This is a genomic window from Cupriavidus sp., assembly GCF_057315035.1.
Window position 1 is genome coordinate 1 of the sequence record NZ_DBHKYV010000035.1, and the last position, 20,831, is coordinate 20,831.

Here is a 20,831-nt window from a genome sequence, read left to right on the forward strand (position 1 = left end):
CGGTGCAGTGCCTGCCGCCGCGGCACGCACTGCACCGGCACCCACCCCGCCGCTGCGACCCTCCCCGCCCCTTTTCCCGTCTGGCTGCTTTTCATATGCGACCCGTGCTGTTGCCGGCCTCTGCGTGCCGGTATGGCAACAGTACCCAAGGATCGTGCCAGCGCTACGGGACGAAAAAGTGACAATTTCTGGTTGAAACATCCAGTTACAAACAGCGCTGACTGACAAGTTTGGCGTGGTGGGCCACTGCGACTGACAAATCTCGTCGTTCGGATCGATTCCTTCGGCCCATTTTCAGAATCGGGCACGAGATTTTGCGTTTCAGGTTCTCTAGGATCGGTGGCGACGCTTACATCCGCTTGCGGGCGCCTCACAAAGTGCATCAAGCCACCCTTTAACCACGCATACGTCACTTTTTCCCATTGTCAGCCTGATCATGGAATTCCCGATTGCTATACACAAGGATCCGACCAGCACCTTTGGTGTGACGATCCCCGACTTGCCCGGCTGCTATTCGGCGGGTGAGACCATTGAGGATGCCGTCTGCAATGCGCACGAGGCCATCATCTGCCACTTGCAAGCGCTCCTGTCACGGCAAGAAAGGCTCACGCTGGCGTCCACACCGATCGCCACGCTGGCAACGCAGCCAGAATTCGCCGATGCGATCTGGGCCCTGGCCGGTGTCGACATAAGTGTCCTCAAAGTGAAGCGTCGGAGATGACCGTTTTCTTCTACATCCTCCTCGAGGTGGTGATCCCACTTGCAATGGTTGTTCTAATTTACTGGCCAGGGGGACAGACCTTGTTGCTTGGAGAGCCTCACCTCTACTACAAGATCTTCAGCTCAGGCGACCTTATAGGTATGTGTGTGGCAATCGCGTTGAGCACCTACGTACACCTGGATCAAAGCCCCGTGAAATCCTGGACCTCAGTTGGGAAGGCAATTCTCTTCGCTGGCGGGCTGATCATGATGTTCATGTATGCGTGCATTAAGATCGTAGTGATGAAATACAGCTTCCCCGACGCCACGGGCACTGTCAGCGAAAATATACAGGATTATGCATTGTGGAATTTTTGCACCATTGCCGTCACGGCAATGGTGGGCATTGCAGCCAGAGTAATGACTCGACAAGGATACGAATAAAATGGAAGAACTACTTAGGATTCTATCGATCACCTTAGTTATCCTAGGCGTTATCTTCGTGATCATCGCCACAATGGATCTGGATTTAACGCGCTTTTTTTACAGAAATTCAAAAAACCAATTAAAAAATAAAGCTGCAACAACGCATGTAAAGAACGATGAGGTAGTCCTCGAAGAATTGCTCCAGAAGTTAAAACTTAAATATCCCGAAATTACTACAGAGGGCGGCCCGGTCAATCCGTTCCTGGCGCGGTTCGACGACTATGAAATCCTTGCATTTGTGAAGAAACGAACACGCAACAGTTGAATTTCACACGTTTTTTGCCGATCAGCGTAAGCCCCCGATGTAACGCCTGCCGGCACGGGCCACGGCACGTACTGTACCGGCACCTGCCTTGCCGCCCGACCCTGCACAAGGATCGTGCCGGCACTACAAGACGAAAAAGTGACGAATTCGGGTGCCGCCGACGCCTGAGGCTGCACAAGAAAACGAAGATTCCCACTCAAAAATGAGAATCCGACACCGGGCGACTCGGTGGGCAGGCAGTAAAATGCCGCTTTGCGCCGCCGTCCGAATCTTCAGTGCCGACAGGAAGCCCCTGAGCGACTGAAAGACTGATCGATTGACCGACAGCCCGGCCGGCGGCAACCCATTACACCTGCCACACTGGCGGCCCGAGCGGGGCCGCCCGCGAGGAATGCATGTCCGCTGAAGCCCTTTCCAACCTTTCCACATCGACTACCGCAGATGAACACCAGGACGCCGGCGACGGCGCACTGTCCGTAGCGGCACTGGCCGCCGCGGAAGGCACCGGCGCACCGGCCCGTGCGGGAAAGGCCGACAAGGCTGGCAAAGCCGACAAGAGCGACAAACAAACGCCGATGATGCTGCAATACCTCGGCATCAAGAAGGACCATCCGGACACGCTGCTGTTCTACCGGATGGGCGACTTCTACGAACTGTTTCACGACGATGCGGAAAAGGCCGCACGCCTGCTTGATATCACGCTGACGTCGCGCGGCCAGTCCGGCGGCGTACCGATCCGCATGGCCGGCATCCCGTTCCACTCGGTAGACCAGTACCTGGCGCGACTGGTCAAGCTGGGCGAATCGGTGGCGATCTGCGAACAGATCGGTGACCCCGCCACCAGCAAGGGCCCGGTCGAGCGCAAGGTCGTGCGCATCGTCACGCCCGGCACGCTGACTGACGCCGCGCTGCTGCCGGACAAGGTCGATACCTACCTGATGGCCGTGCACCAGCAGACCACGCGCAGGGGTGTCGGCAAGACCGGCCTCGCATGGCTGAATCTGGCCAGCGGGGAACTGCGTCTGATGGAATGCGATGCCGCGCAACTGTCGCGCGAACTCGAACGCGTGCGGCCTGCGGAACTGCTGTATGCCGACGGCTTCGACCTGCCGGCGATGACTTGTGCCCGCACGCGCCTGCCCGAATGGCATTTCGACCAGGATGCCGGCACGCGCCGCCTGCGCGAGCAGATTGGCGTGGCCAGCCTGGAGCCGTTCGGCTGCGCCGGACTCGGTGCCGCGCTAGGTGCAGCCGGTGCGCTGCTCAACTATGCGGCTACCACGCAGGGACAATCGCTGCGCCATGTACAGGGCCTGACCGTCGAACGCGAATCCGAATTCGTCGGGCTGGACACGGCTACGCGTCGCAACCTCGAACTGACCGAAACGCTGCGCGGCGGCGAATCACCCACATTGTTCTCGCTGCTCGATACCTGCGCGACCACCATGGGCAGCCGCGCCTTGCGTCACTGGCTACATCACCCGCTGCGCGACCCCGCACTGCCCCGTGCGCGACAGCAGGCCATTGGCGCACTGATCGCGCAAGGGCCCGATACGCTGCGGGCAACGCTGCGCAAGCTCAGCGACGTGGAACGCATCACGGCACGGCTCGCGCTGCTGTCCGCACGGCCGCGCGACCTGTCCTCGCTGCGCGACACGCTCAAGGCACTACCTTCGGTACAGGCTTGCATTGCATCCCCGGCCGATTCGCCGCTGCTGGCGCAGACGCTCGAAGAACTCGAAGTGCCGCAAGACTGCCTGGCACTTCTGATCGGTGCGGTGGCCGAAGAACCGTCGACGGTGATCCGCGACGGCGGCGTGATCGCGCGTGGCCATGACGCCGCACTCGACGAACTGCGCGACATCTCCGAGAACTGTGGCCAGTTCCTGATCGAACTGGAAACCCGCGAGCGCGAACGCACCGGCATCGCCAACCTGCGCGTCGAGTACAACCGCGTGCATGGCTTCTACATCGAGGTCACCAACGGGCAAGCCGACAAGGTGCCCGACGACTATCGCCGCCGCCAGACGCTCAAGAACGCCGAGCGCTACATCACGCCGGAACTCAAGGCCTTCGAGGACAAGGCACTGTCCGCGCAGGATCGTGCGCTGGCGCGCGAGAAGCAACTGTACGAAGCGCTGCTGCAGGCGTTGCTGCCTCATATCGGCAGCCTGCGCCGCGTGGCAGCCGGGCTGGCCCGCCTCGATGTGCTGGCCACGCTGGCGGAGCGTGCGCAGACGCTCGACTGGACCCAGCCAGAACGCGTGACGGAGAACGTGATCGACATCTCGCAAGGTCGCCACCCCGTGGTGGAAGGCCAGTTGGCAGCGGAATCCGTCGCATTTATCGCCAACGATTGCCAGTTGACCGAAGCGCGCAAGCTGCTGCTGATCACCGGCCCGAACATGGGTGGTAAATCGACGTTCATGCGCCAGACGGCGCTGATCGTGCTGCTGGCGTGCGTCGGCGCCTGGGTGCCGGCGCAATACGCGGTCATCGGCCCCGTCGATCGCATCTTCACGCGCATTGGCGCGGCCGACGACCTGGCCGGCGGACGCTCGACCTTCATGGTCGAGATGACCGAGGCCGCGGGCATCCTGCACAATGCCACCCCGGCCAGCCTGGTGCTGATGGACGAGATCGGCCGCGGCACGTCCACGTTCGACGGGCTGGCCCTGGCGTGGGCCATCGCGCGGCACCTGCTGTCGCACAATCGCAGCCATACGCTGTTTGCCACCCACTATTTCGAGCTGACCCAACTGCCGCAGGAATTTCCGCAGGCCGCGAACGTGCACTTGTCCGCCGTGGAACACGGTGACGGCATCGTGTTCCTGCATGCGGTGCAGGATGGGCCGGCCAGCCAGAGCTACGGGTTGCAGGTCGCGCAACTGGCAGGTGTCCCGCAACCGGTCATTCGCGCCGCGCGCAAGCATCTGGCATGGCTCGAACAACAGTCGGCCGATGCCACGCCCACGCCGCAGATGGACCTGTTCGCCGCACCGGCCACGCCGCTGGACGACGCGGAGGATTACGCCGAGGGTTATGGAACTGCTGGCGCCAGTGCGGCCGTGTCCGCCGAACAGGTCGCGGCACTCGATGCCCTGGCCGACATTGACCCGGACAACCTGTCACCGCGCGACGCGCTCGAGGCCCTGTACCGGATCAAGGCACTCGCGGAGCCTACGCAAAAGGCATGATGGCACGGCACACCGCCAACTTCGCCGCTCGCATCGTCGCCGCGGCGGCCTTGCTCGCATGCTGCGCCTGGCTTGCGGCGCCGGCTGACGTCCACGCGGCGCGCAGCAGCAAGATCACGCCGCCACCTGTGCCAACCGTAAAGGCCACGCGCATGGCCTTGATTGCGGACGTGCCCCAGTGGCCGGCCGCCGAGGCCAACACCGCGACGCTGTTCGACATGATGAATGCGCAGCAGGTGGCGTTGATCGTTCATGCCGGCGGCATCAAGGGCGATACGGAATCCTGCGGCGATGCGGTGCTTGCCTCGCGGCTGCGCATACTCGACGACTCGCCCGCGCCGTTGCTCTTCGTGCCTGGCGAAACCGACTGGGCGGAATGCCAGAAACCGGTCAACGGGAAGTTCGATGCCGTTGAGCGCCTGAACCGTCTGCGCGAGTTGTTCTTTCCGATCGATGCCACGCTGGGGCGACGCACGTTACCGGTGGTTCGCCAGTCGGACCAGGCAATGTTCCGCAGTTTCCGCGAGAACGTGCGCCTGGTGGCCGGTGATGTGATGGTCGTCGGACTGAATCTGCCCGGCGATAACAACCACTACCGCAGCGAAGGTGGACGCAATGGCGAATTCGAGGATCGGCGCGAGGCCAACAAGCAATGGCTGGGCCGCGCCTTCGCAGTCGCCGGGCAACGCGACCTGCCGGGCATCATGGTGGTTGTGCATGCCGACCCATTGTTCGGCAATGGTTGGGAGAAACGCGGCAAGCCATCGCTGCTCGACGGATTCCTGCGACGTGGTACGCGCGACGGCTATATCGAGTTCAAGCGTCAGCTACGCGATCTGACCGCGAAATATCCGGGCCAGGTCCTGCTCGTCCATGCGAGCGACAACGGCTTCAGCATCGACAAGCCGTTGCGCGATGCAGCCGGCAAGATCGTTGGCAACCTTACCCGCGTGGCGCTGCCGATGGGCTCGCCTTCGCAATGGGTCGAGTTGACCATCACACCCGGCACGCGTTCGGTGTTCCAGGTGGAACTGCAGGACGGCCCCAAGGGAAATTGACTCGCATCATGTACCGGTGATGCATGGCCGCGATCCATGCGACGAGCACGAAAACGAAAAAGCCGGCGGGAGTCACCTCCGCCGGCTTTTCCGTTTTGCGATGACCTGTCGCGTATCGCCCGGATTTGCTTGATTGGCTGTGCCGCTTAGTGCAGCGTGCGCGGGCTTTCGTCCTCGCCGTCTTCGTCTTCGTCAACGACTTCGATACCCGATGCGCCATGTGCGTGACCGTGCTCCACCTCTTCGGCCGTGGCTTCGCGCACTTCGGACACCTTGAGCCAGAAACGCAGCGACATGCCTGCCAGCGGGTGATTGCCGTCGAGCACCACCTTGTCTTCGGCCACGTCGGTCACCGTGTAGATGATCGAATCCTCGTCGTCGCCGTCTTCGGGCACGCCCTCGAACTGCATGCCGACTTCGAGCGGCTCGGGGAAGCGGTCACGCGGCTCCACCTTCACGAGTTCAGCGTCGTAGTCACCAAAAGCTTCTTCGGGTTCCAGCTGCAACTGGGTCTCGAAGCCGGCATCGTGACCGTCCAGCGCTTCCTCGATCTTGGGGAACGTGCCATCATACCCGCCGTGCAAGTAGACCATGGGCTCATCGGACTCTTCAATCAGATTGCCCTGCCCGTCCGACAGCTTGTACACCACGGACACCACCGTGTTCTTAGCGATTTTCAATTCTTGACTCCATGAGCGATTCCGCATTATACGCGCAGGCCCTGCCTGCGGGACCCATCGATCCCGACGCGCCGCTCACGCTGCTCGGGGGCATGACGCCCGCGGCCTTCATGCGTGACATCTGGCACCGCAAACCGTTGCTGATTCGACAGGCCGTGCCCGGAATCGTGCCCCCAGTGTCGCGCGAAGCGCTTTTCGAACTGGCCGACCGCGACGACGTCGAATCGCGCCTGGTGTCGTACTTTCGCAACCGCTGGAAGCTCGAACATGGCCCGTTCGCCGAAGACAACCTGCCGTCACGCAAGACTGGCAAGTGGTCACTGCTGGTACAGGGCGTGAACCTGCATGATCGCGCGGCGGCCGACCTGATGAGCCAGTTCCGTTTCGTGCCCGACGCGCGTCTGGACGATGTGATGATCAGCTACGCCACCGACGGCGGCGGCGTGGGCCCGCACTTCGACTCCTACGATGTGTTCCTGCTGCAAGTATCGGGCCGCCGTCGCTGGCGCATTTCGTCACAAACGAAACTGGACCTGATTCCGGACATGCCGCTCAAGATCCTGTCGGACTTCAGCGCGGAACAGGAATGGGTGCTGGAACCGGGCGACATGCTGTATCTGCCGCCGCAGTACGCACACGATGGCGTTGCCGAGGGCGAGTGCATGACCGCGTCGATCGGTTTCCGCGCGCCCGCGTATCGCGAACTGGCTGGACACTTCCTGGCATGGCTGTCAGAAACGGTGGAAGGCAACGAAGGGCTCGACGGCCGCTATGCCGATGCTGGCGAGACCGCGACCGCATCCCCCGCACAGTTGCCTGCTGGCCTGGCGCGCGCGGTAGCGGACCGCCTGCAATCACTGAAATGGAATGCAGGCATGGTGTCCGAGTTCCTCGGCTCGTATCTGTCGGAACCCAAGCAATCGGTACAGTTCGCGGAGATCGAGGAGATCACGCTGAAGCAATACACGAAGCTTGCAAAGGCGCATGGCGTGGTCCTTGCGCCAGCTTCGGTTGCGCTCTATGACCGCACGCACTTCTTCCTCAATGGCGAAGCGTACGAGCCGCCCGCCGCGCTGGCGCGATGGTTGCGTCGGCTCGCGGACCTGCGTCAGCTCACCGCGGAAGAAGTGGTAGCCTGCGCCTCGCTGCCCGACCTGATGGATACCTTTCATGACTGGGCCATGGAAGGCTGGTTGCAGATTGCGCCGGTACGCGTGTAATTTTGCGTAACAAAATGAACCGACAAATTTCGCCTATACACAAGGCGGGGAAACGCGGATATAATCGCCCGCTGGCTAGTACTGTGGACCACTGCACTGTCGGCACCCGGGAGAGCCTCATATTTGCAGTACAAGAGCGATAATTACCGGTAATTATTCATCGCCAGTTTTCGTTTTATTAAAAGTTAAAGGACGAACAATGAAGAAGTCTCTCCTGATCGCATCCCTGTTGGCTGCTGTTGCTCTGGCCGCTTGCGGCAAGAAGGAAGAAGCAGCTGCTCCGGCCGCTGACACCGCTGCTTCGGCTCCGGCCGCTGCTGCTGCTGACGCATCGGCTCCGGCCGCTGTTGCTCCGGCTGCTGACGCTTCGGCTCCGGCCGCTGCTGCCGACGCTTCGGCTCCGGCTGCTGACGCTTCGGCTCCGGCTGCAAAGCAGTAATCGGATTATTCCGATACAAGAAAGCCGACCTGCGGGTCGGCTTTTTTATTTCCCATTATCTGGATAGCCCCTGCATTAGAGGGGAATGCAGCATTCGCGATTATGGGCGCACCGGCTGCCAGTCCAACCCCTCTTCCTGATCCGCGATCAGGATTTCTTCCGGCGTCACGCCCAGCACCGTCGCCAGCGCACCCGACGCCAGTTCACGCGTATTGTTCTGCTTGCTCAGATGAGCCGCGACCACGCGCGACAACTGCGGATGCGTAACTTGCGCCAGGATACTGGCCGCGATTTCGTTGGCCAGATGCCCGAAATCACCGCCGATCCGACGTTTCAGAGAGTACGGATAGACGGAATTACGCAACATTTCGCGATCGTGGTTGCATTCCAGCACCAATGCGTGCACGCCTTTTAGTCGCGCCGTAACATATGGCGTCTCCATGCCTGCATCGGTCAGCACGCCTAGCCGCGCATCGCCATCGGACAGCACGAACTGCAGCGGCTCGCGCGCATCGTGCGGCACCGTGTAGGGATGAATCTGCAGCCCGCCAATCTCAAATACATGATCGGCGCAACATACGCGCACATCGGCCTGGTCCGCGCCTCGCATATGCGAGGTCGCCAGCCACGTGCCGTGGCTGGTATGTACGGGTAGCTTGTGGCGCGCGGCGAATGCGTAGGCCGAACCGACGTGATCGCCGTGTTCGTGTGTCACCAGCACTGCGTCGAGCTGGCCTGGCAAGACGCCCAACCGCTCCAGCCGCCGTGCCGTTTCCTTGATGCCGAAGCCGCAATCGAGCAGCACCCGCGTCACGGTCGTGCCATCGCCAGCTTCGATCAGCAGCGAGTTGCCCTCGCTGCCACTGCCCAAAAAAGCAAAGCGCATCATCGATGCGCTCGCCTGGCATGATGCCCGACGGCGGGCGCCGTCGGCATCGGTTGACTGCCGCTACCGAACATCAGTGAAGCTGTTCGTCGAGCAGCGACAGGATACGCTTGCTGATCTCAGTGTTCTCCGGTTGGCCGGCATCGTTCTGCACGGTCACCGTAGTGCCCGTACCATTGCCCTTCAACGACACACGGTACTTCTTCGCGGTCTTGCCGTCGTTGGCCTTGGTAAAGAGCTTCGAGAAGAAACCGCGATCATCCACGGCCTGCTTCGGATCGACGTAGCGCACGTAGTACAGGCCCTGCGCACGATCACGATCTTCCACGGTGAAATTCACGCGGTCGAGTCCCAGTCCGACCGAACGCCATGCGCGATCAAACGGCTCCGGCAGTTGCAGCGCCGGCGAACCATTGACCTGCGCCAGGAACGACTTGCTGTCGGCAGCCGATGCCGCGCCGGTTGCGGCGGCAGCACCAATGCCGGTGGCGGCAGCCGAAGGCGCCGGTGCGGCGGCAGCGGCCGAATTGCCGGTCGGCGTCGGATTCTTGGCCATCTGGTTGGCCTGGTCCTTCTGCACGCCCAGGCGTTGGGCCAGGCGCGACAGGAATTCGGCTTCCAGTTCCGGATCGGCCGGACGCGGCGTCCAGACCGTGTTCGACTTGTCCACGCCCGTCAGCTGTTCCTGCGCACCGCGGTGGCTGATGAACACTTCGAGCTGGCCATTCTGCGAACGCTCGACACGAGTGCGGAACTTGTCGCGCTCGGAGGTCGAGTACAGGCCATCGAACACCTTGCCGATCGTATTGCGGATGAAGTCCTGCGGAATCTTGGCGCGGTTTTCAGCCCAGTCCGTTTCCATGATGCCGGTCTGCGGCGAATCCTGCGTCAGCAGGAAACCGTTTTCCTGCCAGAAGCCACGCAGCGACTCCCACAGCTGGTCGGCACGCATGCCGTTGCTGATGACCAGCCAGCGCTGGTTGCCATCGCGTTCCATGCGGATGCCCTGGGCGGACGGCAGCACGTTGGTGGCCGGCTCCGCTTCACGGGTCTTGTTGGCTTGCTGGTAGTTCGACAGCGTCGAGGTGCCAGCGGCGTCAGGCACCGTGTAGCGACGGTCGCCATCGAGCTTGGTCAGATCCGGCGGAATATCCAGCGATGCAGTCTTCTTGCCCTGGGACTTGTAGTCGATCTTGTCAGGCTGCATCGCCTCGTTGATGCTGCTGCAGCCGGCAATCAGCGTCAGCGCCAGCATGGGCGCAACCACGGCGACACGGCGGATCTGCGTCGCGCCGCGACGGTTAAGCTTCTGTTTCATTGACACGTAATCCTGGTTTCAAGAATCGGCGAATAGCCAAACGTTCAGCCGGCGAATCTCAGCCCAGCAGGCCGGCCGCTGCCAGCGCGCGGCGCACGGTTTCGTGCTGGCCTTCCGCCAGCGGGGTCAACGGCAGGCGGATCCCGCCGGCCATCTTGCCCATCTGCTGGAGTGCCCACTTCACAGGGATCGGATTGGCCTCAACGAACATTGCACGGTTGAGGTCGATCAGTTCCATATGCAGGCGGCGTGCGGTCACGACATCGCCGTTACGCGCGGCCACGCACATCTCGTGCATCTTGCGCGGCGCCACGTTGGCGGTGACCGAGATATTGCCATGGCCGCCCAGCAGGATCAGCGCCACAGCGGTGGGGTCATCGCCGCTGTAGATGGCAAAGCTTTCGGGCGCATCCTTGATCAGCTGCGCGGCACGGTCGATATTGCCGGTGGCTTCCTTGACGCCCACGATGCCCGGCACCTGCGCCAGGCGCAGGATCGTCTCGTTGCTCATGTCCGCCACGGTACGGCCGGGCACATTGTAGAGCAGCACCGGCAGTTCCACGGCTTCCGCAATGGTGCGGAAATGGCGGTACATCCCTTCCTGGGTCGGCTTGTTGTAGTAAGGCACGACCTGCAGCGATGCGTTGGCACCCACTTTCCTGGCGAACGCCGTCAGCTCGATGGCTTCGCTGGTGGAGTTGCCGCCGGTGCCGGCGATGATCGGTACACGGCCAGCCGATTGCTCGACGGCGACGCGGATCAGCTCGCAGTGCTCCTCGACGCTGACCGTCGGCGATTCGCCCGTGGTACCCACGATCACGATGCCATCGGTGCCTTCCGCCGCATGCCAGTCGATGAGGTTGCGCAGGGCCGGGAAGTCCAGGCTGCCATCCTCATGCATCGGGGTGACGATGGCCACGATGCTGCCGGTAATCTGTGTCATAGCTCAGGAGAGTCGGAAATTCGAACAAACGGGATTGTACCGGAACCGTCAGGGCCTCCGGCCACCCCATCAATGAGGGAAAACGTTAGCGAGAGTAACGTGTGGCGCCGCCGTCTCGCCGACAGGTCACATTGGCAGCCGGTAGCGCGGCGGCATCGCACCATGTGCGGCAGCGGGATCCTCGCGTACCGCACATATGCGCTGCACGAACGCCACCCGCGGCACCTCGATCATGCCATCCTCGAAACCCACCACGCGCAGCGCGCCACGCGTCACTTCAAGCAATTCCCCGGGACGCAGCAGGAAATCGGGCCGCGATGGCTTGCCGACGGTCTCGTTGCCGGCCGCGAAGGTTTCATAGACCAGCACGCCGCCAGGGCTCAACGAGTCGATCAGGTGCGGCCACAGCGGCCGGTGCAGATAGTTGGTAACCACTACGGCGTCGAACCGGCCCGCATCGGCCAGCGGCCAGTGGCCCTGCTCCAGGTCGGCAACGCAACCGTCGACGCCCGCCGGCAACCCGGCGATGGCCTGCGCGTCACGGTCCACGCCCAGTACCGCAAACCCCTGGCCTGCCAGCCAGGCGGCATGACGGCCGCTGCCGCAGGCCAGGTCCAGCACCCTGCCGCCAGGACGAATCAGGTGGACCCAGCGGGTCAGCCAGGTGGAAGGCGCGCCCAGCATCAGCGCAGCACCATCAGCACCGGACGCAGCATCAGTTCGACGAGCGACAGCAGCGCGGTCATGACCGGCTGCATCCAGATCTGCGTGATCACGCCAGCCGCCACCAGCGCCAGCACGATGAAGATGCCGTAGGGTTCGATCTTGCCAACGGCGTCCGCCATGCGCCGCGGCAGGAACGCAGTCAGTACGCGGCCGCCGTCGAGCGGCGGGATCGGGAACAGGTTGAACGCCGCCACCACGGTATTGACCAGCACGCCGGCGCGCGCCATCTGGCTCCAGAACGGCTCCTGTACCTGGGCCAGCGCCAGCCCCACGGCCACGAGCGCCCAGATAAATGCCTGCACGACATTGCTGGCCGGCCCGGCCAGCGCCACCCACATGCCATGCCAGCGCGGATTGCGCAGGCGGTCGAACGCCACGGGCACCGGCTTGGCAAAGCCAAACACGAACTGTCCCGCGGTCAGGAAATACAGCAGCAGCGGCACCGCCACGGTCCCGATCGGATCGATATGACGGATCGGGTTCAGGCTGACGCGACCGAGCATCCAGGCCGTGTTGTCGCCAAAGTATTTCGCCACATAGCCGTGTGCGGCCTCGTGCAGCGTGATGGCGAACAGGACCGGTAAGGCGTAGACGGCGAAAGTCTGGATGAGCGAGGAATCCATGCGAGCTATTTTATCGGGCTGCCGGCCAACAAAGCTGTCCGGCATGTCCACGGATGTGCGGTATGTATCAGAACCGAAAGAATCTTCGACACGTTATTCGACCGGGCGGCTCAGGCGGTGGCGCGCAACCCGAACCGTTCGATATCGCCACGCCCCGCGCGAACCAGTTCCGGTTCGCCGCTGGTCAGGTCGATCACCGTGGTGGGCTGCGCCGGCGCGGCACCCCCACAAATCACGAGGTCGAGCCGTTTTTCCAGCCGCGCGCGAATCTCGGACGGATCATTCATCGGTGCCTCGTCGCCGGGCATCTGCAGCGTGGCCGAGATCAGCGGCTGTCCCAGCTCGGCCAGCAGCGCCAGCGGAATCGCATGGTCCGGCACGCGCACCCCGATCGTCTTGCGGGCCGGGTGCGACAACCTTCTGGGCACTTCCTTGGTCGCTTCCAGGATGAACACATACGGACCCGGCGTGGCGCCCTTGATCCAGCGGTACTGCCGGTTGTCGACCCGCGCAAAGTTGCCGAGTTCCGACAAATCGCTGCACATCAGCGTCAGATGGTGTTTTTCATCGATCTCGCGCAGGCGGCGCAACTGCTCTACCGCGTTCTTGTCGTCGAGCTGGCAGGCCAGCGCGTAGCTGGAATCGGTCGGCAACGCGATCAGGCCGCCCTGACGCACGATCTGCGCGGCCTGCTTGATCAACCGCGGCTGTGGGTTGTCGGGATGAATGTCGAAAAACTGGGACATGGCGCGCGGCGCTTACCAGTCGTACCAGACCGGCGTGACATCCGACGGCAACGGCGGCAGTGTGCCAAGCTCCACGCGGCCTTCACCAGGCCCATGGAAGTCCGAGCCGCGCGAAGCCAGCAGTCCGTAGTGGCGCGCCACATCGGCGTAGCGGCGAAACTGGTCAGGGGTATGGCTGCCGGTCACGACCTCCACGGCGCGGCCGCCAAGCTGGGTGAACTCGTCGAACAGCGCATCGTGCTGCAGGTCGGTGTAGTTGTAGCGGCCCGGATGCGCCATCACGGCAATCCCGCCCGCCGCACGGATCCAGCCCACGGCCTCCGAGAGCGACGCCCAACGGTGCGGCACAAACCCGGGGCGACCTTCGGACAGGTACTCGCTGAACACATCGCCAATGGTCTTGCAGCGGCCTTCGTCCACGAGCCAGCGGGCAAAGTGCGTGCGCGAGATCAGGTCGGGATTGCCGACGTGGCGCAGCGCGCCCTGGTATGCGCCGGGAATGCCGATCTTTGCCAGCGCCTCGCCAATGTCCTGCGCACGGCGCGCCCGGCCGTCACGCGTCTTCGCCAGGCCATCGATCAGGTCGGGATGGAACGGATCGATCTGCAAGCCGACGATATGCACGGTCTGGCTGGCCCACGTGACCGAAATCTCCACGCCGGGCACATAACGCATGCCCAGGGCCTCGGCCGCGGCGCGCGCTTCGGTCTGGCCGCCCACCTCGTCATGGTCGGTCAGCGCCCAGAATGCCACGCCGCCGGCGTGCGCCCGCGCGGCCACGTCGGAAGGCGCGAGCATCCCGTCGGACACGGTCGAATGGCAATGCAGGTCGGCGTTGATGGCATGGGCATTTTGCATGGGGTTCATTCTACTCCTGACGGGCTTTTTTAGCCCTGCCGTCAAAGGTGGCGTGTCCGGATTGCGAGGTCGTGCAAGGTATGATGGGGGCCTGATTCATCCCGCTTCCTTCCTGCTCGCCATGTCCACCTCCGCCGCCACCCCGCTTCCAGACACCATCAAGACCGACGTGCTGATCGTGGGTGCCGGCCCGGTGGGCCTGTTCGCGGCATTCCAGGCCGGTGTGCTCGGGCTCGGCTGCGAGCTGATCGATGTGCTGGATCGCGCGGGCGGACAGTGCACCGAGCTGTATCCGGAAAAGCCGATCTACGATATCCCGGCCGTGCCGGGGTGCCTGGCGCAGGATCTGGTCGACCGGCTGCTCGAACAGTGCGCGCCGTTCGCGTTTCCGATGCACTTCAACCAACGCGCGGAATCGGTCAGCGAAATTGCCGGCGCGGACCACCATCCGCGCCTGCTGGTGACTACCGACGCGGGCAAGCGCTTCGACGTGGCCGCGGTGCTGATCTGTGCCGGCGCGGGCGCCTTCGCACCGCAGCGCGTGTCGTTGCCCGAAGCCACGGCACTGGAAAACCGGCACGTCCACTACGCGGTGCGTGACGTATCGCGCTTCGCCGGCAAGCGCGTCATCGTGGCCGGTGGCGGCGATTCGGCGCTGGACTGGGCCCTGGCATTGCGCAAGGTTGCCGCGCGCGTGACGCTGCTGCACCGGCGCGAAGGCTTTCGCGCCGCCGACCACACGGTCAATGCCATGCGTGCGGCAGTAGCCGCCGGCGAGATGGACTTCGTGGTCGGCATGCTTGGCAGCCTGCAAACCAACGACTCCGGCGCGTTGACCAGCGCAGGCATCAAGTCGCGCGATGGGGACCAGACGATCGAAGCCGATGAACTCGTGGCACTGTATGGCCTGGTCTCCGAACCGGGTCCGATCGCCCAGTGGGACATGGACATGCGCGCGGGCCGCATCGCCATCGCCGACACCACGACCTACGAAACCTCGCGCCGCGGCATCTTCGCGGCCGGCGACATTGCGGTCTATCCGAACAAGCAGAAGCTGATTCTCTCGGGCTTCCACGAAGCCGCGCTGGCCTTGCGCAAGGCATACCACTATGCGTTCCCGGAAAAAGCACTCGTGCATGTGCATACGAGCAATAACGCAGCGCTGAAGAACAAGCTTACGCACGAGTGAACGAGTAATACTGGCAAACTGTCTGCTCCCCTCTCCCGCTCGCGGGAGAGGGGCTGGGGGAGAGGGCCAGCGGTTCAAGCGGAGACAAGTCGCAATTTGAACCTCAATGCCCTCTCCCCCGCCCCCTCTCCCGCCATGGCGGGAGAGGGGAGTAAACCAAACCCGCTTAGCAGAGGAAGTCCTCAATCATCTTCGCCACTACCTGTGGCTGGTCGTGATGGAGCATGTGTCCTGCGTCATCGACGAACACCTCGCGGAAATCGGGGAATGCGCGGAAGCGTTCCCTGAATTCCTCGAGGTCCTGCTTGTGGGCGATGTGCTTGAGCGTGGCCGAATCGCGTGCCTCCACATGCAGGATCGGCGCGGTGACCTTGGCCCAGATGGCCATGATCTCGTCGATGCGGTATAGCGTCGGGTTGGTCATCTTGTGCGCGGCATCGCCCAGGATTTCCCAGCGTCCATCGTCGTTGCGGCGCGACCAGTGCGCGGCCAGGAATGCCGCGCGGTCATCGGGCAGGCGCGGATTGGTTTTCTGCAGTCGCGCGGCCACCGCTGCCTCGCTTTCGTAGGTCTTGAGCACTGGCGCTTCGCGCAGTTCGTCCAGCCAGCGCGCCAGCCGGCCCGGCGCCTGTTCCGCGCGCGTGCGCGTCAGGCCGAAACCTTCCAGGTCAACCACGCGGCGCACCCGTTCCGGGCGCACGCCGGCATAGATGCACGCCACGTTGGCGCCCATGCTGTGGCCCACCAGGTCGACCTGCCCTTCCGGCTGGTAGTGATCGAGCAAGGCCTCGAGATCGGCCACGTAGTCGGGAAACCAGTACGAACGGGTACCCGGATAGCGGGTCGGGTAATCGCTCTCGCCAAACCCGCGCCAGTCCATGGCGATCACATGCCAGTCGCGCTCGAATGCGTCGACCAGGAACTGGAAGGACGCCGCTACGTCCATCCAGCCGTGCAGCATGAACAGCTTGCGCGCATCGGGTTGCCCCCAGTGCCGCACGTGCGTGCGCAGGCCGCGCAGCGTGATAAATTCGGAACGCGAAGTTTCCGTGATGGTCATGGTGTCTGCCCTCTGTGCCCGGGTCTTCTGATGCGCGCGCAGGCCATGTCTCCATTGCCCGCACGGCAGCCCGGATAAAAATAGAACGATCGTTCGCTTGCTGGATTATAGCCATATTGGCCAGTCCGGCGCAGACGAAAACATTGGAGACAACCGCATGACCGCCTTGCCGGCCACGCGTCGTGACGACTATCACGCGCTGCACGAAGCGTTCCACTGGAACGTGCCCGAGTTCTTCAACCTGGCCGAGGTCTGCTGCGGCCGCTGGGCGCGCGATCCGGCCACGGCGCAGCGCATCGCCGTGTACACCGAGCATGAGGACGGACGGCGCGCCTCTTACACCTACGCGCATATCCAGGCCGAGGCCAACCGCCTGTCGTGCGCGTTGCGTGACCTGGGCGTGCAGCGCGGCGACCGCGTGGCCATCGTGATGCCCCAGCGCATCGAGACCGTGATCGCGGGCATGGCCGTGTACCAGCTGGGCGCGGTTGCCATGCCGTTGTCGATGCTGTTTGGCCCCGAAGCGCTGTCCTACCGCATCGACCACAGCGAGACGCGCGTGGCGATTGCCGACGAAACATCGATCGACAACCTGTTGGCGGCCCGCCCCGAATGCGCGACGCTGAAGACCGTGATCGGCGTGGGCCAGGCCGTGGGCCGGGGCGATCTCGACTGGGACACGCTGCTGGCCGCGCAACTGCCTGAGTTCACGGCGGTGCAGACCAAGGCCGATGAAGCCGCGGTACTGATCTATACCAGCGGCACTACCGGCCCGCCCAAGGGCGCGGTCATTCCGCACCGCGCGCTGATCGGCAACCTGACCGGTTTTGTCTGTTCGCAGAACTGGTATCCGTACGATGACGACGTATTCTGGAGCCCCGCCGACTGGGCCTGGACCGGCGGATTGTGGGATGCGTTGATGCCGGCGCTGTATTTTGGCAAGCCGATCGTCGGCTACCAGGGACGCTTCTCCGCCGAGCGCGCGTTCGAACTGCTGGAACGCTATGGCATCACCAATACGTTCCTGTTTCCCACCGCGCTCAAGCAGATGATGAAGGCCTGCCCCGCGCCTGGGGAACGATACACGCTGAAGCTGCGCGCGATCATGAGCGCGGGCGAGGCGGTGGGCGAAACGGTCTTCACGTGGTGCCGCGATGCGCTCGGGGTCATCGTCAACGAGATGTTCGGCCAGACCGAGATCAACTACATCGTCGGCAACTGCACCGCGCAATACGACGACAGCCGCCTTGGCTGGCCCGCGCGGCCAGGTTCGATGGGGCGCCCCTACCCGGGCCATCGCGTCGCCGTGATCGACGACGAGGGCAAGCCGTGCGCACCGGGCGAGGATGGCGAAGTGGCGGTCTGCGCCACCGATATCCACGGCCATCCGGACCCCGTGTTTTTCCTGGGCTACTGGAAGAACGAGGCCGCCACCGCCGGCAAGTATGCGGAACACGACGGCCTTTGCTGGTGCCGTACCGGCGACCTCGCGCGCATCGATGCCGATGGCTACCTCTGGTACCAGGGCCGTGCCGACGATGTGTTCAAGTCATCGGGCTACCGGATCGGACCAAGCGAGATCGAGAACTGCCTGCTCAAGCATCCGGCGGTATCGAATTGCGCCGTGGTGCCGTCGCCGGACCCCGAGCGCGGCGCGATCGTCAAGGCGTTTATCGTGCTGACGCCGGCCGTGGCGCGTTCGTTCGACAACGATGCCGCGCTGGTCGCCGAGTTGCAGCAGCATGTGCGTGGCCAGTTGGCACCGTACGAGTATCCGAAGGCGATCGAGTTCATCGACCAGTTGCCAATGACCACCACCGGCAAGATCCAGCGCCGCGTGCTGCGGCTGATGGAGCAGGAACGCGCGCAGCAGAACGCGGGCTAGCCCGCGGAAGCCTCCAGCCACGCGAGCTCGTCCTCGTCGAATCCGGCGGCGCGACGGGCATCGAGGTTGAACGGACCGCGCAGCTTCGGCGCGCGGTACTGTTCGGCCAGTTGCGCATAGGTGGCTACCGGCTCGAGTCCGCGCTGCGCGCAAAGCCAGCGGTACCAGTGGTTGCCAATGGCCACATGCCCAACTTCGTCGCGCAGGATGATGTCGATGATCGCGGCGGCGGCGGCATCGCCCGCTTCGGCCAGCTTGGCGCGCACCGGTGGCGAGGCATCGAGCCCGCGCGCCTCGAGCGTGCGCGGTACCAGCGCCATGCGCGCGAGCACATCGTCCGAGGTCTTGTCGGTCATTTCCCACAGGCTGTTGTGTGCCGGGAAATCTCCATAGCTGGCACCGAGCGTGGCCAGGTGATCGGCCAGCAGCGAAAAATGGTAGGCCTCTTCGTCGGCCACGCGCAGCCAGTCGCGATAGTAGTCCACCGGCATGCCGGCAAAGCGCCAGGCAGCATCGAGCGCGAGGTTGATCGCATTGAACTCGATATGGCACAGCGCATGGATCATGGTCGCGCGGCCCGCAATGGTGTTGATCGAGCGCCGCCGCCCCACAAATTGCGGCGGCACCAGTTCGGGGCGCTCGGGACGGCCGGGAACCGTGTCCGGCTGGGCCACGAGGACTTCACCGGCATCGACCATGATCCGCTCATCGGCCTGCAGCGCCGCATACAGCGCGCGTGCTGCCGCGGCCTTGGCCCTGGCATCGGTCATGCATAGCACTTCGAGCGCGCGACGACGTGCGGAAAGTGGCGCGTCGGCGATGTCGGCAGGTGCAATCACTGGCATAGGCGTAAAATTCGGGAAGCCGCCATTGTAGAGCTTCGCCGGTACCCTGCCGGTGCCAGGTCTGGCTCTTTTAATCGGCGCGGCCATCCCCAATTACGCACATTCAGGCAGGAGACCCCATGGCGCTTTACCAGCTCGGCGATATCGCCCCGTCCATTCACGAACATGCCTATGTGGCGGCGGAAGCCACCATCATCGGCAACGTGACGCTCAAGGCGCGTTCCAGTGCGTGGCCCGGCGTGGTGATTCGCGGCGACAACGAGCCGATCGTCGTGGGCGAAGACACCAATATCCAGGAAGGCTCGGTACTGCACACCGACCCGGGCCGTCCGTTGACGCTGGGCGACAAGGTTTCGGTGGGACACCAGGCCATGCTGCACGGCTGCACCGTGGGCGAAGGCTCGCTGATCGGCATCCAGGCCGTGGTGCTCAATGGCGCCGTGATCGGCAAGGAATGCCTGGTTGGCGCGGGCGCCGTGATCACCGAGAACAAGGTGTTCCCGGACCGCTCGCTGATCCTGGGTGCGCCTGCCAAGGTGGTGCGTGAACTGACCGACGCCGACGTGGCCAACCTGTATCGCAATGCCGAAACGTATGCGAAGCGCCAGGCCGTGTACAAGACTGAACTCAAGCGAATTGGCTGAGACCCCGACTTAACCGCAAGAAAGACTGACAGAACCGTGACCGCTTCCTCCAATCCCGATACGCTCCAGAAATTCCTGTTCGACGCGGCGCCCGTGCGCGGCGAACTGGTACGCATGGAGGCCACCTGGCAAGAGGTGCTGAACCGCCACGCCTACCCGGCGCCGGTGCGGCGCCTGCTGGGCGAGATGATGGCGGCCGCGGCGCTGCTGTCAGCCAATCTCAAGTTCAACGGCGCGCTGGTGATGCAGCTCCATGGCGACGGCCCGGTGCGCATGCTGGTGGTCGAGTGCCTGTCCGACATGTCGCTGCGCGCGACGGCAAAAATCGCGGAAGGCGCCGAGATTGCCGATGATGCATCGCTCAAGCAGCTCGTCAACGTGCATGGCAAGGGCCGTTTCGCGATCACGCTCGACCCGCAGGACAAGCTGCCGGGTCAGCAGGCCTACCAGGGCATCGTGCCGCTGGCCGACGAACACGGCCCACTGGCCACCATGACCGAAGTGCTCGAACACTACATGCAGGCATCCGAGCAGCTCGACACGCGCCTCTGGCTGGCATCGAACGACCAGGTGGCGGCTGGCATGCTGCTGCAGAAGCTACCGTCGTACGGTGGCACGATCGAGGCCCAGGTTGGCGAAACCGGTGCACCGCTGGACGAGGAAGGCCGTGCGCAGGATCTCGATACATGGGACCGCGCGTGCCAGCTAGGTGCTACGCTGAAGCAAGACGAACTGCTGGCCGAAACGCCCGACACACTGCTGCGCCGCCTGTTCTGGGAAGAACTGCAGAACGCCGGCCTGCGTGTGTTCGAGCCGATGACGCCGCATTTCCAGTGCTCGTGCTCACGCACCAAGGTGGCGGGCATGCTGCAGTCGCTGGGCCAGGAAGAGATCGAGAGCATCATTGCCGAACGCGGCGAAGTCGAGATCCACTGCGACTTCTGCGGCCAGCGCTATGCGTTCGATCCCGTGGACGCCGCCCAGCTGTTTACCGCGCCGGTAGCCACCGGCGCAGGCGAAGGGGCAACGCAGCAGCATTGATGTTGGGTGGTGGGTTGCTCCCC

General features: G+C 63.6%; 21 protein-coding genes. 11 read left to right on the forward strand and 10 right to left on the reverse strand.

From position 1 onward, the window contains the following. Positions 1-436 precede the first annotated feature (436 nt). The 5 genes from ACO550_RS29960 to ACO550_RS29980 all read left to right on the forward strand — a co-directional run bounded on the left by ACO550_RS29960 (position 437) and on the right by ACO550_RS29980 (position 5,705). The gene (locus ACO550_RS29960) at positions 437-721 is read left to right on the forward strand and encodes a type II toxin-antitoxin system HicB family antitoxin (RefSeq protein WP_315598095.1); all 285 of its coding nucleotides are present in this window, start codon (positions 437-439) and stop codon (positions 719-721) included. Next, positions 718-1,143 (forward strand): hypothetical protein, encoded by a 426-nt coding sequence (locus ACO550_RS29965; protein WP_315598096.1) that lies wholly within the window; start codon positions 718-720, stop codon positions 1,141-1,143. Before ACO550_RS29960 ends, ACO550_RS29965 begins: the two co-directional genes overlap by 4 nt. A 1-nt stretch (position 1,144) precedes the next feature. Beyond that, positions 1,145-1,450 carry a hypothetical protein gene (locus ACO550_RS29970; RefSeq protein ID WP_315598097.1) on the forward strand — a complete coding sequence of 102 codons (306 nt, stop codon included), beginning with the start codon at positions 1,145-1,147 and terminating at the stop codon, positions 1,448-1,450. A gap of 575 nt (positions 1,451-2,025) precedes the next feature. Continuing rightward, a complete protein-coding gene (mutS, locus tag ACO550_RS29975; RefSeq protein WP_315598122.1) occupies positions 2,026-4,647 on the forward strand; it encodes a DNA mismatch repair protein MutS in 2,622 nt (873 codons plus the stop codon). Beyond that, on the forward strand, positions 4,644-5,705 hold the full coding sequence (locus ACO550_RS29980; RefSeq protein ID WP_485995057.1) for a hypothetical protein: 1,062 nt from the start codon (positions 4,644-4,646) through the stop codon (positions 5,703-5,705). Before mutS ends, ACO550_RS29980 begins: the two co-directional genes overlap by 4 nt. A 146-nt stretch (positions 5,706-5,851) precedes the next feature. On the opposite strand, the gene ACO550_RS29985 is transcribed toward ACO550_RS29980, so the two are convergent. Next, positions 5,852-6,385: a peptidylprolyl isomerase gene (locus ACO550_RS29985; RefSeq protein ID WP_315598098.1), complete on the reverse strand. Its 534-nt coding sequence runs from the start codon at positions 6,383-6,385 to the stop codon at positions 5,852-5,854. Positions 6,386-6,396: 11 nt separating this feature from the next. Here ACO550_RS29985 and ACO550_RS29990 point away from each other — a divergent pair, with 11 nt between their 5' ends. Together ACO550_RS29990 and ACO550_RS29995 are read left to right on the forward strand one after the other, a co-directional pair. Next, positions 6,397-7,605 (forward strand): cupin domain-containing protein, encoded by a 1,209-nt coding sequence (locus ACO550_RS29990; protein ID WP_315598099.1) that lies wholly within the window; start codon positions 6,397-6,399, stop codon positions 7,603-7,605. A gap of 199 nt (positions 7,606-7,804) precedes the next feature. Next, positions 7,805-8,044 carry a hypothetical protein gene (locus ACO550_RS29995; RefSeq protein WP_315598100.1) on the forward strand — a complete coding sequence of 80 codons (240 nt, stop codon included), beginning with the start codon at positions 7,805-7,807 and terminating at the stop codon, positions 8,042-8,044. 100 nt (positions 8,045-8,144) lie between these two features. On the opposite strand, the gene ACO550_RS30000 is transcribed toward ACO550_RS29995, so the two are convergent. The 7 genes from ACO550_RS30000 to ACO550_RS30030 form a co-directional block, all read right to left on the reverse strand. Further along, a complete protein-coding gene (locus tag ACO550_RS30000; protein WP_315598101.1) occupies positions 8,145-8,933 on the reverse strand; it encodes an MBL fold metallo-hydrolase in 789 nt (262 codons plus the stop codon). Positions 8,934-9,003: 70 nt separating this feature from the next. After that, positions 9,004-10,248: an outer membrane protein assembly factor BamC gene (bamC, locus tag ACO550_RS30005; RefSeq protein ID WP_315598102.1), complete on the reverse strand. Its 1,245-nt coding sequence runs from the start codon at positions 10,246-10,248 to the stop codon at positions 9,004-9,006. 58 nt (positions 10,249-10,306) lie between these two features. Next, positions 10,307-11,191, reverse strand: a complete 885-nt coding sequence (gene dapA, locus ACO550_RS30010; protein ID WP_315598103.1) for a 4-hydroxy-tetrahydrodipicolinate synthase — start codon at positions 11,189-11,191, stop codon at positions 10,307-10,309. A gap of 126 nt (positions 11,192-11,317) precedes the next feature. Beyond that, the gene (locus ACO550_RS30015) at positions 11,318-11,875 is read right to left on the reverse strand and encodes a class I SAM-dependent methyltransferase (protein ID WP_315598104.1); all 558 of its coding nucleotides are present in this window, start codon (positions 11,873-11,875) and stop codon (positions 11,318-11,320) included. Further along, entirely contained in the window at positions 11,875-12,540 is a 666-nt protein-coding gene (locus ACO550_RS30020; RefSeq protein WP_315598105.1) for a site-2 protease family protein, read from the reverse strand. The genes ACO550_RS30015 and ACO550_RS30020 overlap by 1 nt, the downstream gene beginning before the upstream one ends. 110 nt (positions 12,541-12,650) lie before the next feature. Continuing rightward, positions 12,651-13,286, reverse strand: coding sequence for an L-threonylcarbamoyladenylate synthase (locus ACO550_RS30025; RefSeq protein WP_315598106.1), 636 nt, complete (start codon positions 13,284-13,286; stop codon positions 12,651-12,653). Between the two features lie 12 nt (positions 13,287-13,298). Then, positions 13,299-14,144, reverse strand: coding sequence for a 3',5'-nucleoside bisphosphate phosphatase (locus tag ACO550_RS30030; RefSeq protein WP_315598124.1), 846 nt, complete (start codon positions 14,142-14,144; stop codon positions 13,299-13,301). Positions 14,145-14,265: 121 nt separating this feature from the next. Between ACO550_RS30030 and ACO550_RS30035 the strand changes: the two genes are divergently transcribed. Then, positions 14,266-15,333 (forward strand): FAD-dependent oxidoreductase, encoded by a 1,068-nt coding sequence (locus ACO550_RS30035; RefSeq protein ID WP_315598107.1) that lies wholly within the window; start codon positions 14,266-14,268, stop codon positions 15,331-15,333. 166 nt (positions 15,334-15,499) lie between these two features. Here ACO550_RS30035 and ACO550_RS30040 read toward each other — a convergent pair whose 3' ends face one another. Further along, the gene (locus tag ACO550_RS30040; RefSeq protein WP_315598108.1) at positions 15,500-16,393 is read right to left on the reverse strand and encodes an alpha/beta fold hydrolase; all 894 of its coding nucleotides are present in this window, start codon (positions 16,391-16,393) and stop codon (positions 15,500-15,502) included. Positions 16,394-16,550: 157 nt separating this feature from the next. On the opposite strand from ACO550_RS30040, the gene ACO550_RS30045 reads away from it, so the two are divergent. Next, on the forward strand, positions 16,551-18,278 hold the full coding sequence (locus tag ACO550_RS30045; protein WP_315598109.1) for an acetate--CoA ligase: 1,728 nt from the start codon (positions 16,551-16,553) through the stop codon (positions 18,276-18,278). Here ACO550_RS30045 and ACO550_RS30050 read toward each other — a convergent pair. Next, positions 18,275-19,123: a DUF455 family protein gene (locus ACO550_RS30050; protein ID WP_315598110.1), complete on the reverse strand. Its 849-nt coding sequence runs from the start codon at positions 19,121-19,123 to the stop codon at positions 18,275-18,277. The genes ACO550_RS30045 and ACO550_RS30050 overlap by 4 nt on opposite strands. A 119-nt stretch (positions 19,124-19,242) precedes the next feature. Here ACO550_RS30050 and ACO550_RS30055 point away from each other — a divergent pair, with 119 nt between their 5' ends. Further along, a complete protein-coding gene (locus ACO550_RS30055; protein ID WP_315598111.1) occupies positions 19,243-19,767 on the forward strand; it encodes a gamma carbonic anhydrase family protein in 525 nt (174 codons plus the stop codon). Positions 19,768-19,803: 36 nt separating this feature from the next. Then, positions 19,804-20,808 (forward strand): Hsp33 family molecular chaperone HslO, encoded by a 1,005-nt coding sequence (gene hslO, locus ACO550_RS30060; RefSeq protein WP_315598112.1) that lies wholly within the window; start codon positions 19,804-19,806, stop codon positions 20,806-20,808. Positions 20,809-20,831: the final 23 nt, after the last annotated feature.

Excerpts from the sequence above, each read along its gene's own strand:
- ACO550_RS29960 (WP_315598095.1), top strand. The coding sequence starts at position 437 with ATGGAATTCCCGATTGCTATACACAAGGATCCGACCAGCACCTTTGGT.
- ACO550_RS29965 (WP_315598096.1), top strand. The coding sequence starts at position 718 with ATGACCGTTTTCTTCTACATCCTCCTCGAGGTGGTGATCCCACTTGCA.
- ACO550_RS29970 (WP_315598097.1), top strand. The coding sequence starts at position 1,145 with ATGGAAGAACTACTTAGGATTCTATCGATCACCTTAGTTATCCTAGGC.
- mutS (WP_315598122.1), top strand. The coding sequence starts at position 2,026 with ATGATGCTGCAATACCTCGGCATCAAGAAGGACCATCCGGACACGCTG.
- ACO550_RS29980 (WP_485995057.1), top strand. The coding sequence starts at position 4,644 with ATGATGGCACGGCACACCGCCAACTTCGCCGCTCGCATCGTCGCCGCG.
- ACO550_RS29990 (WP_315598099.1), top strand. The coding sequence starts at position 6,397 with ATGAGCGATTCCGCATTATACGCGCAGGCCCTGCCTGCGGGACCCATC.
- ACO550_RS29995 (WP_315598100.1), top strand. The coding sequence starts at position 7,805 with ATGAAGAAGTCTCTCCTGATCGCATCCCTGTTGGCTGCTGTTGCTCTG.
- ACO550_RS30000 (WP_315598101.1), bottom strand. The coding sequence starts at position 8,933 with ATGATGCGCTTTGCTTTTTTGGGCAGTGGCAGCGAGGGCAACTCGCTG.
- bamC (WP_315598102.1), bottom strand. The coding sequence starts at position 10,248 with ATGAAACAGAAGCTTAACCGTCGCGGCGCGACGCAGATCCGCCGTGTC.
- dapA (WP_315598103.1), bottom strand. The coding sequence starts at position 11,191 with ATGACACAGATTACCGGCAGCATCGTGGCCATCGTCACCCCGATGCAT.
- ACO550_RS30015 (WP_315598104.1), bottom strand. The coding sequence starts at position 11,875 with ATGCTGGGCGCGCCTTCCACCTGGCTGACCCGCTGGGTCCACCTGATT.
- ACO550_RS30020 (WP_315598105.1), bottom strand. The coding sequence starts at position 12,540 with ATGGATTCCTCGCTCATCCAGACTTTCGCCGTCTACGCCTTACCGGTC.
- ACO550_RS30025 (WP_315598106.1), bottom strand. The coding sequence starts at position 13,286 with ATGTCCCAGTTTTTCGACATTCATCCCGACAACCCACAGCCGCGGTTG.
- ACO550_RS30030 (WP_315598124.1), bottom strand. The coding sequence starts at position 14,144 with ATGCAAAATGCCCATGCCATCAACGCCGACCTGCATTGCCATTCGACC.
- ACO550_RS30035 (WP_315598107.1), top strand. The coding sequence starts at position 14,266 with ATGTCCACCTCCGCCGCCACCCCGCTTCCAGACACCATCAAGACCGAC.
- ACO550_RS30040 (WP_315598108.1), bottom strand. The coding sequence starts at position 16,393 with ATGACCATCACGGAAACTTCGCGTTCCGAATTTATCACGCTGCGCGGC.
- ACO550_RS30045 (WP_315598109.1), top strand. The coding sequence starts at position 16,551 with ATGACCGCCTTGCCGGCCACGCGTCGTGACGACTATCACGCGCTGCAC.
- ACO550_RS30050 (WP_315598110.1), bottom strand. The coding sequence starts at position 19,123 with ATGCCAGTGATTGCACCTGCCGACATCGCCGACGCGCCACTTTCCGCA.
- ACO550_RS30055 (WP_315598111.1), top strand. The coding sequence starts at position 19,243 with ATGGCGCTTTACCAGCTCGGCGATATCGCCCCGTCCATTCACGAACAT.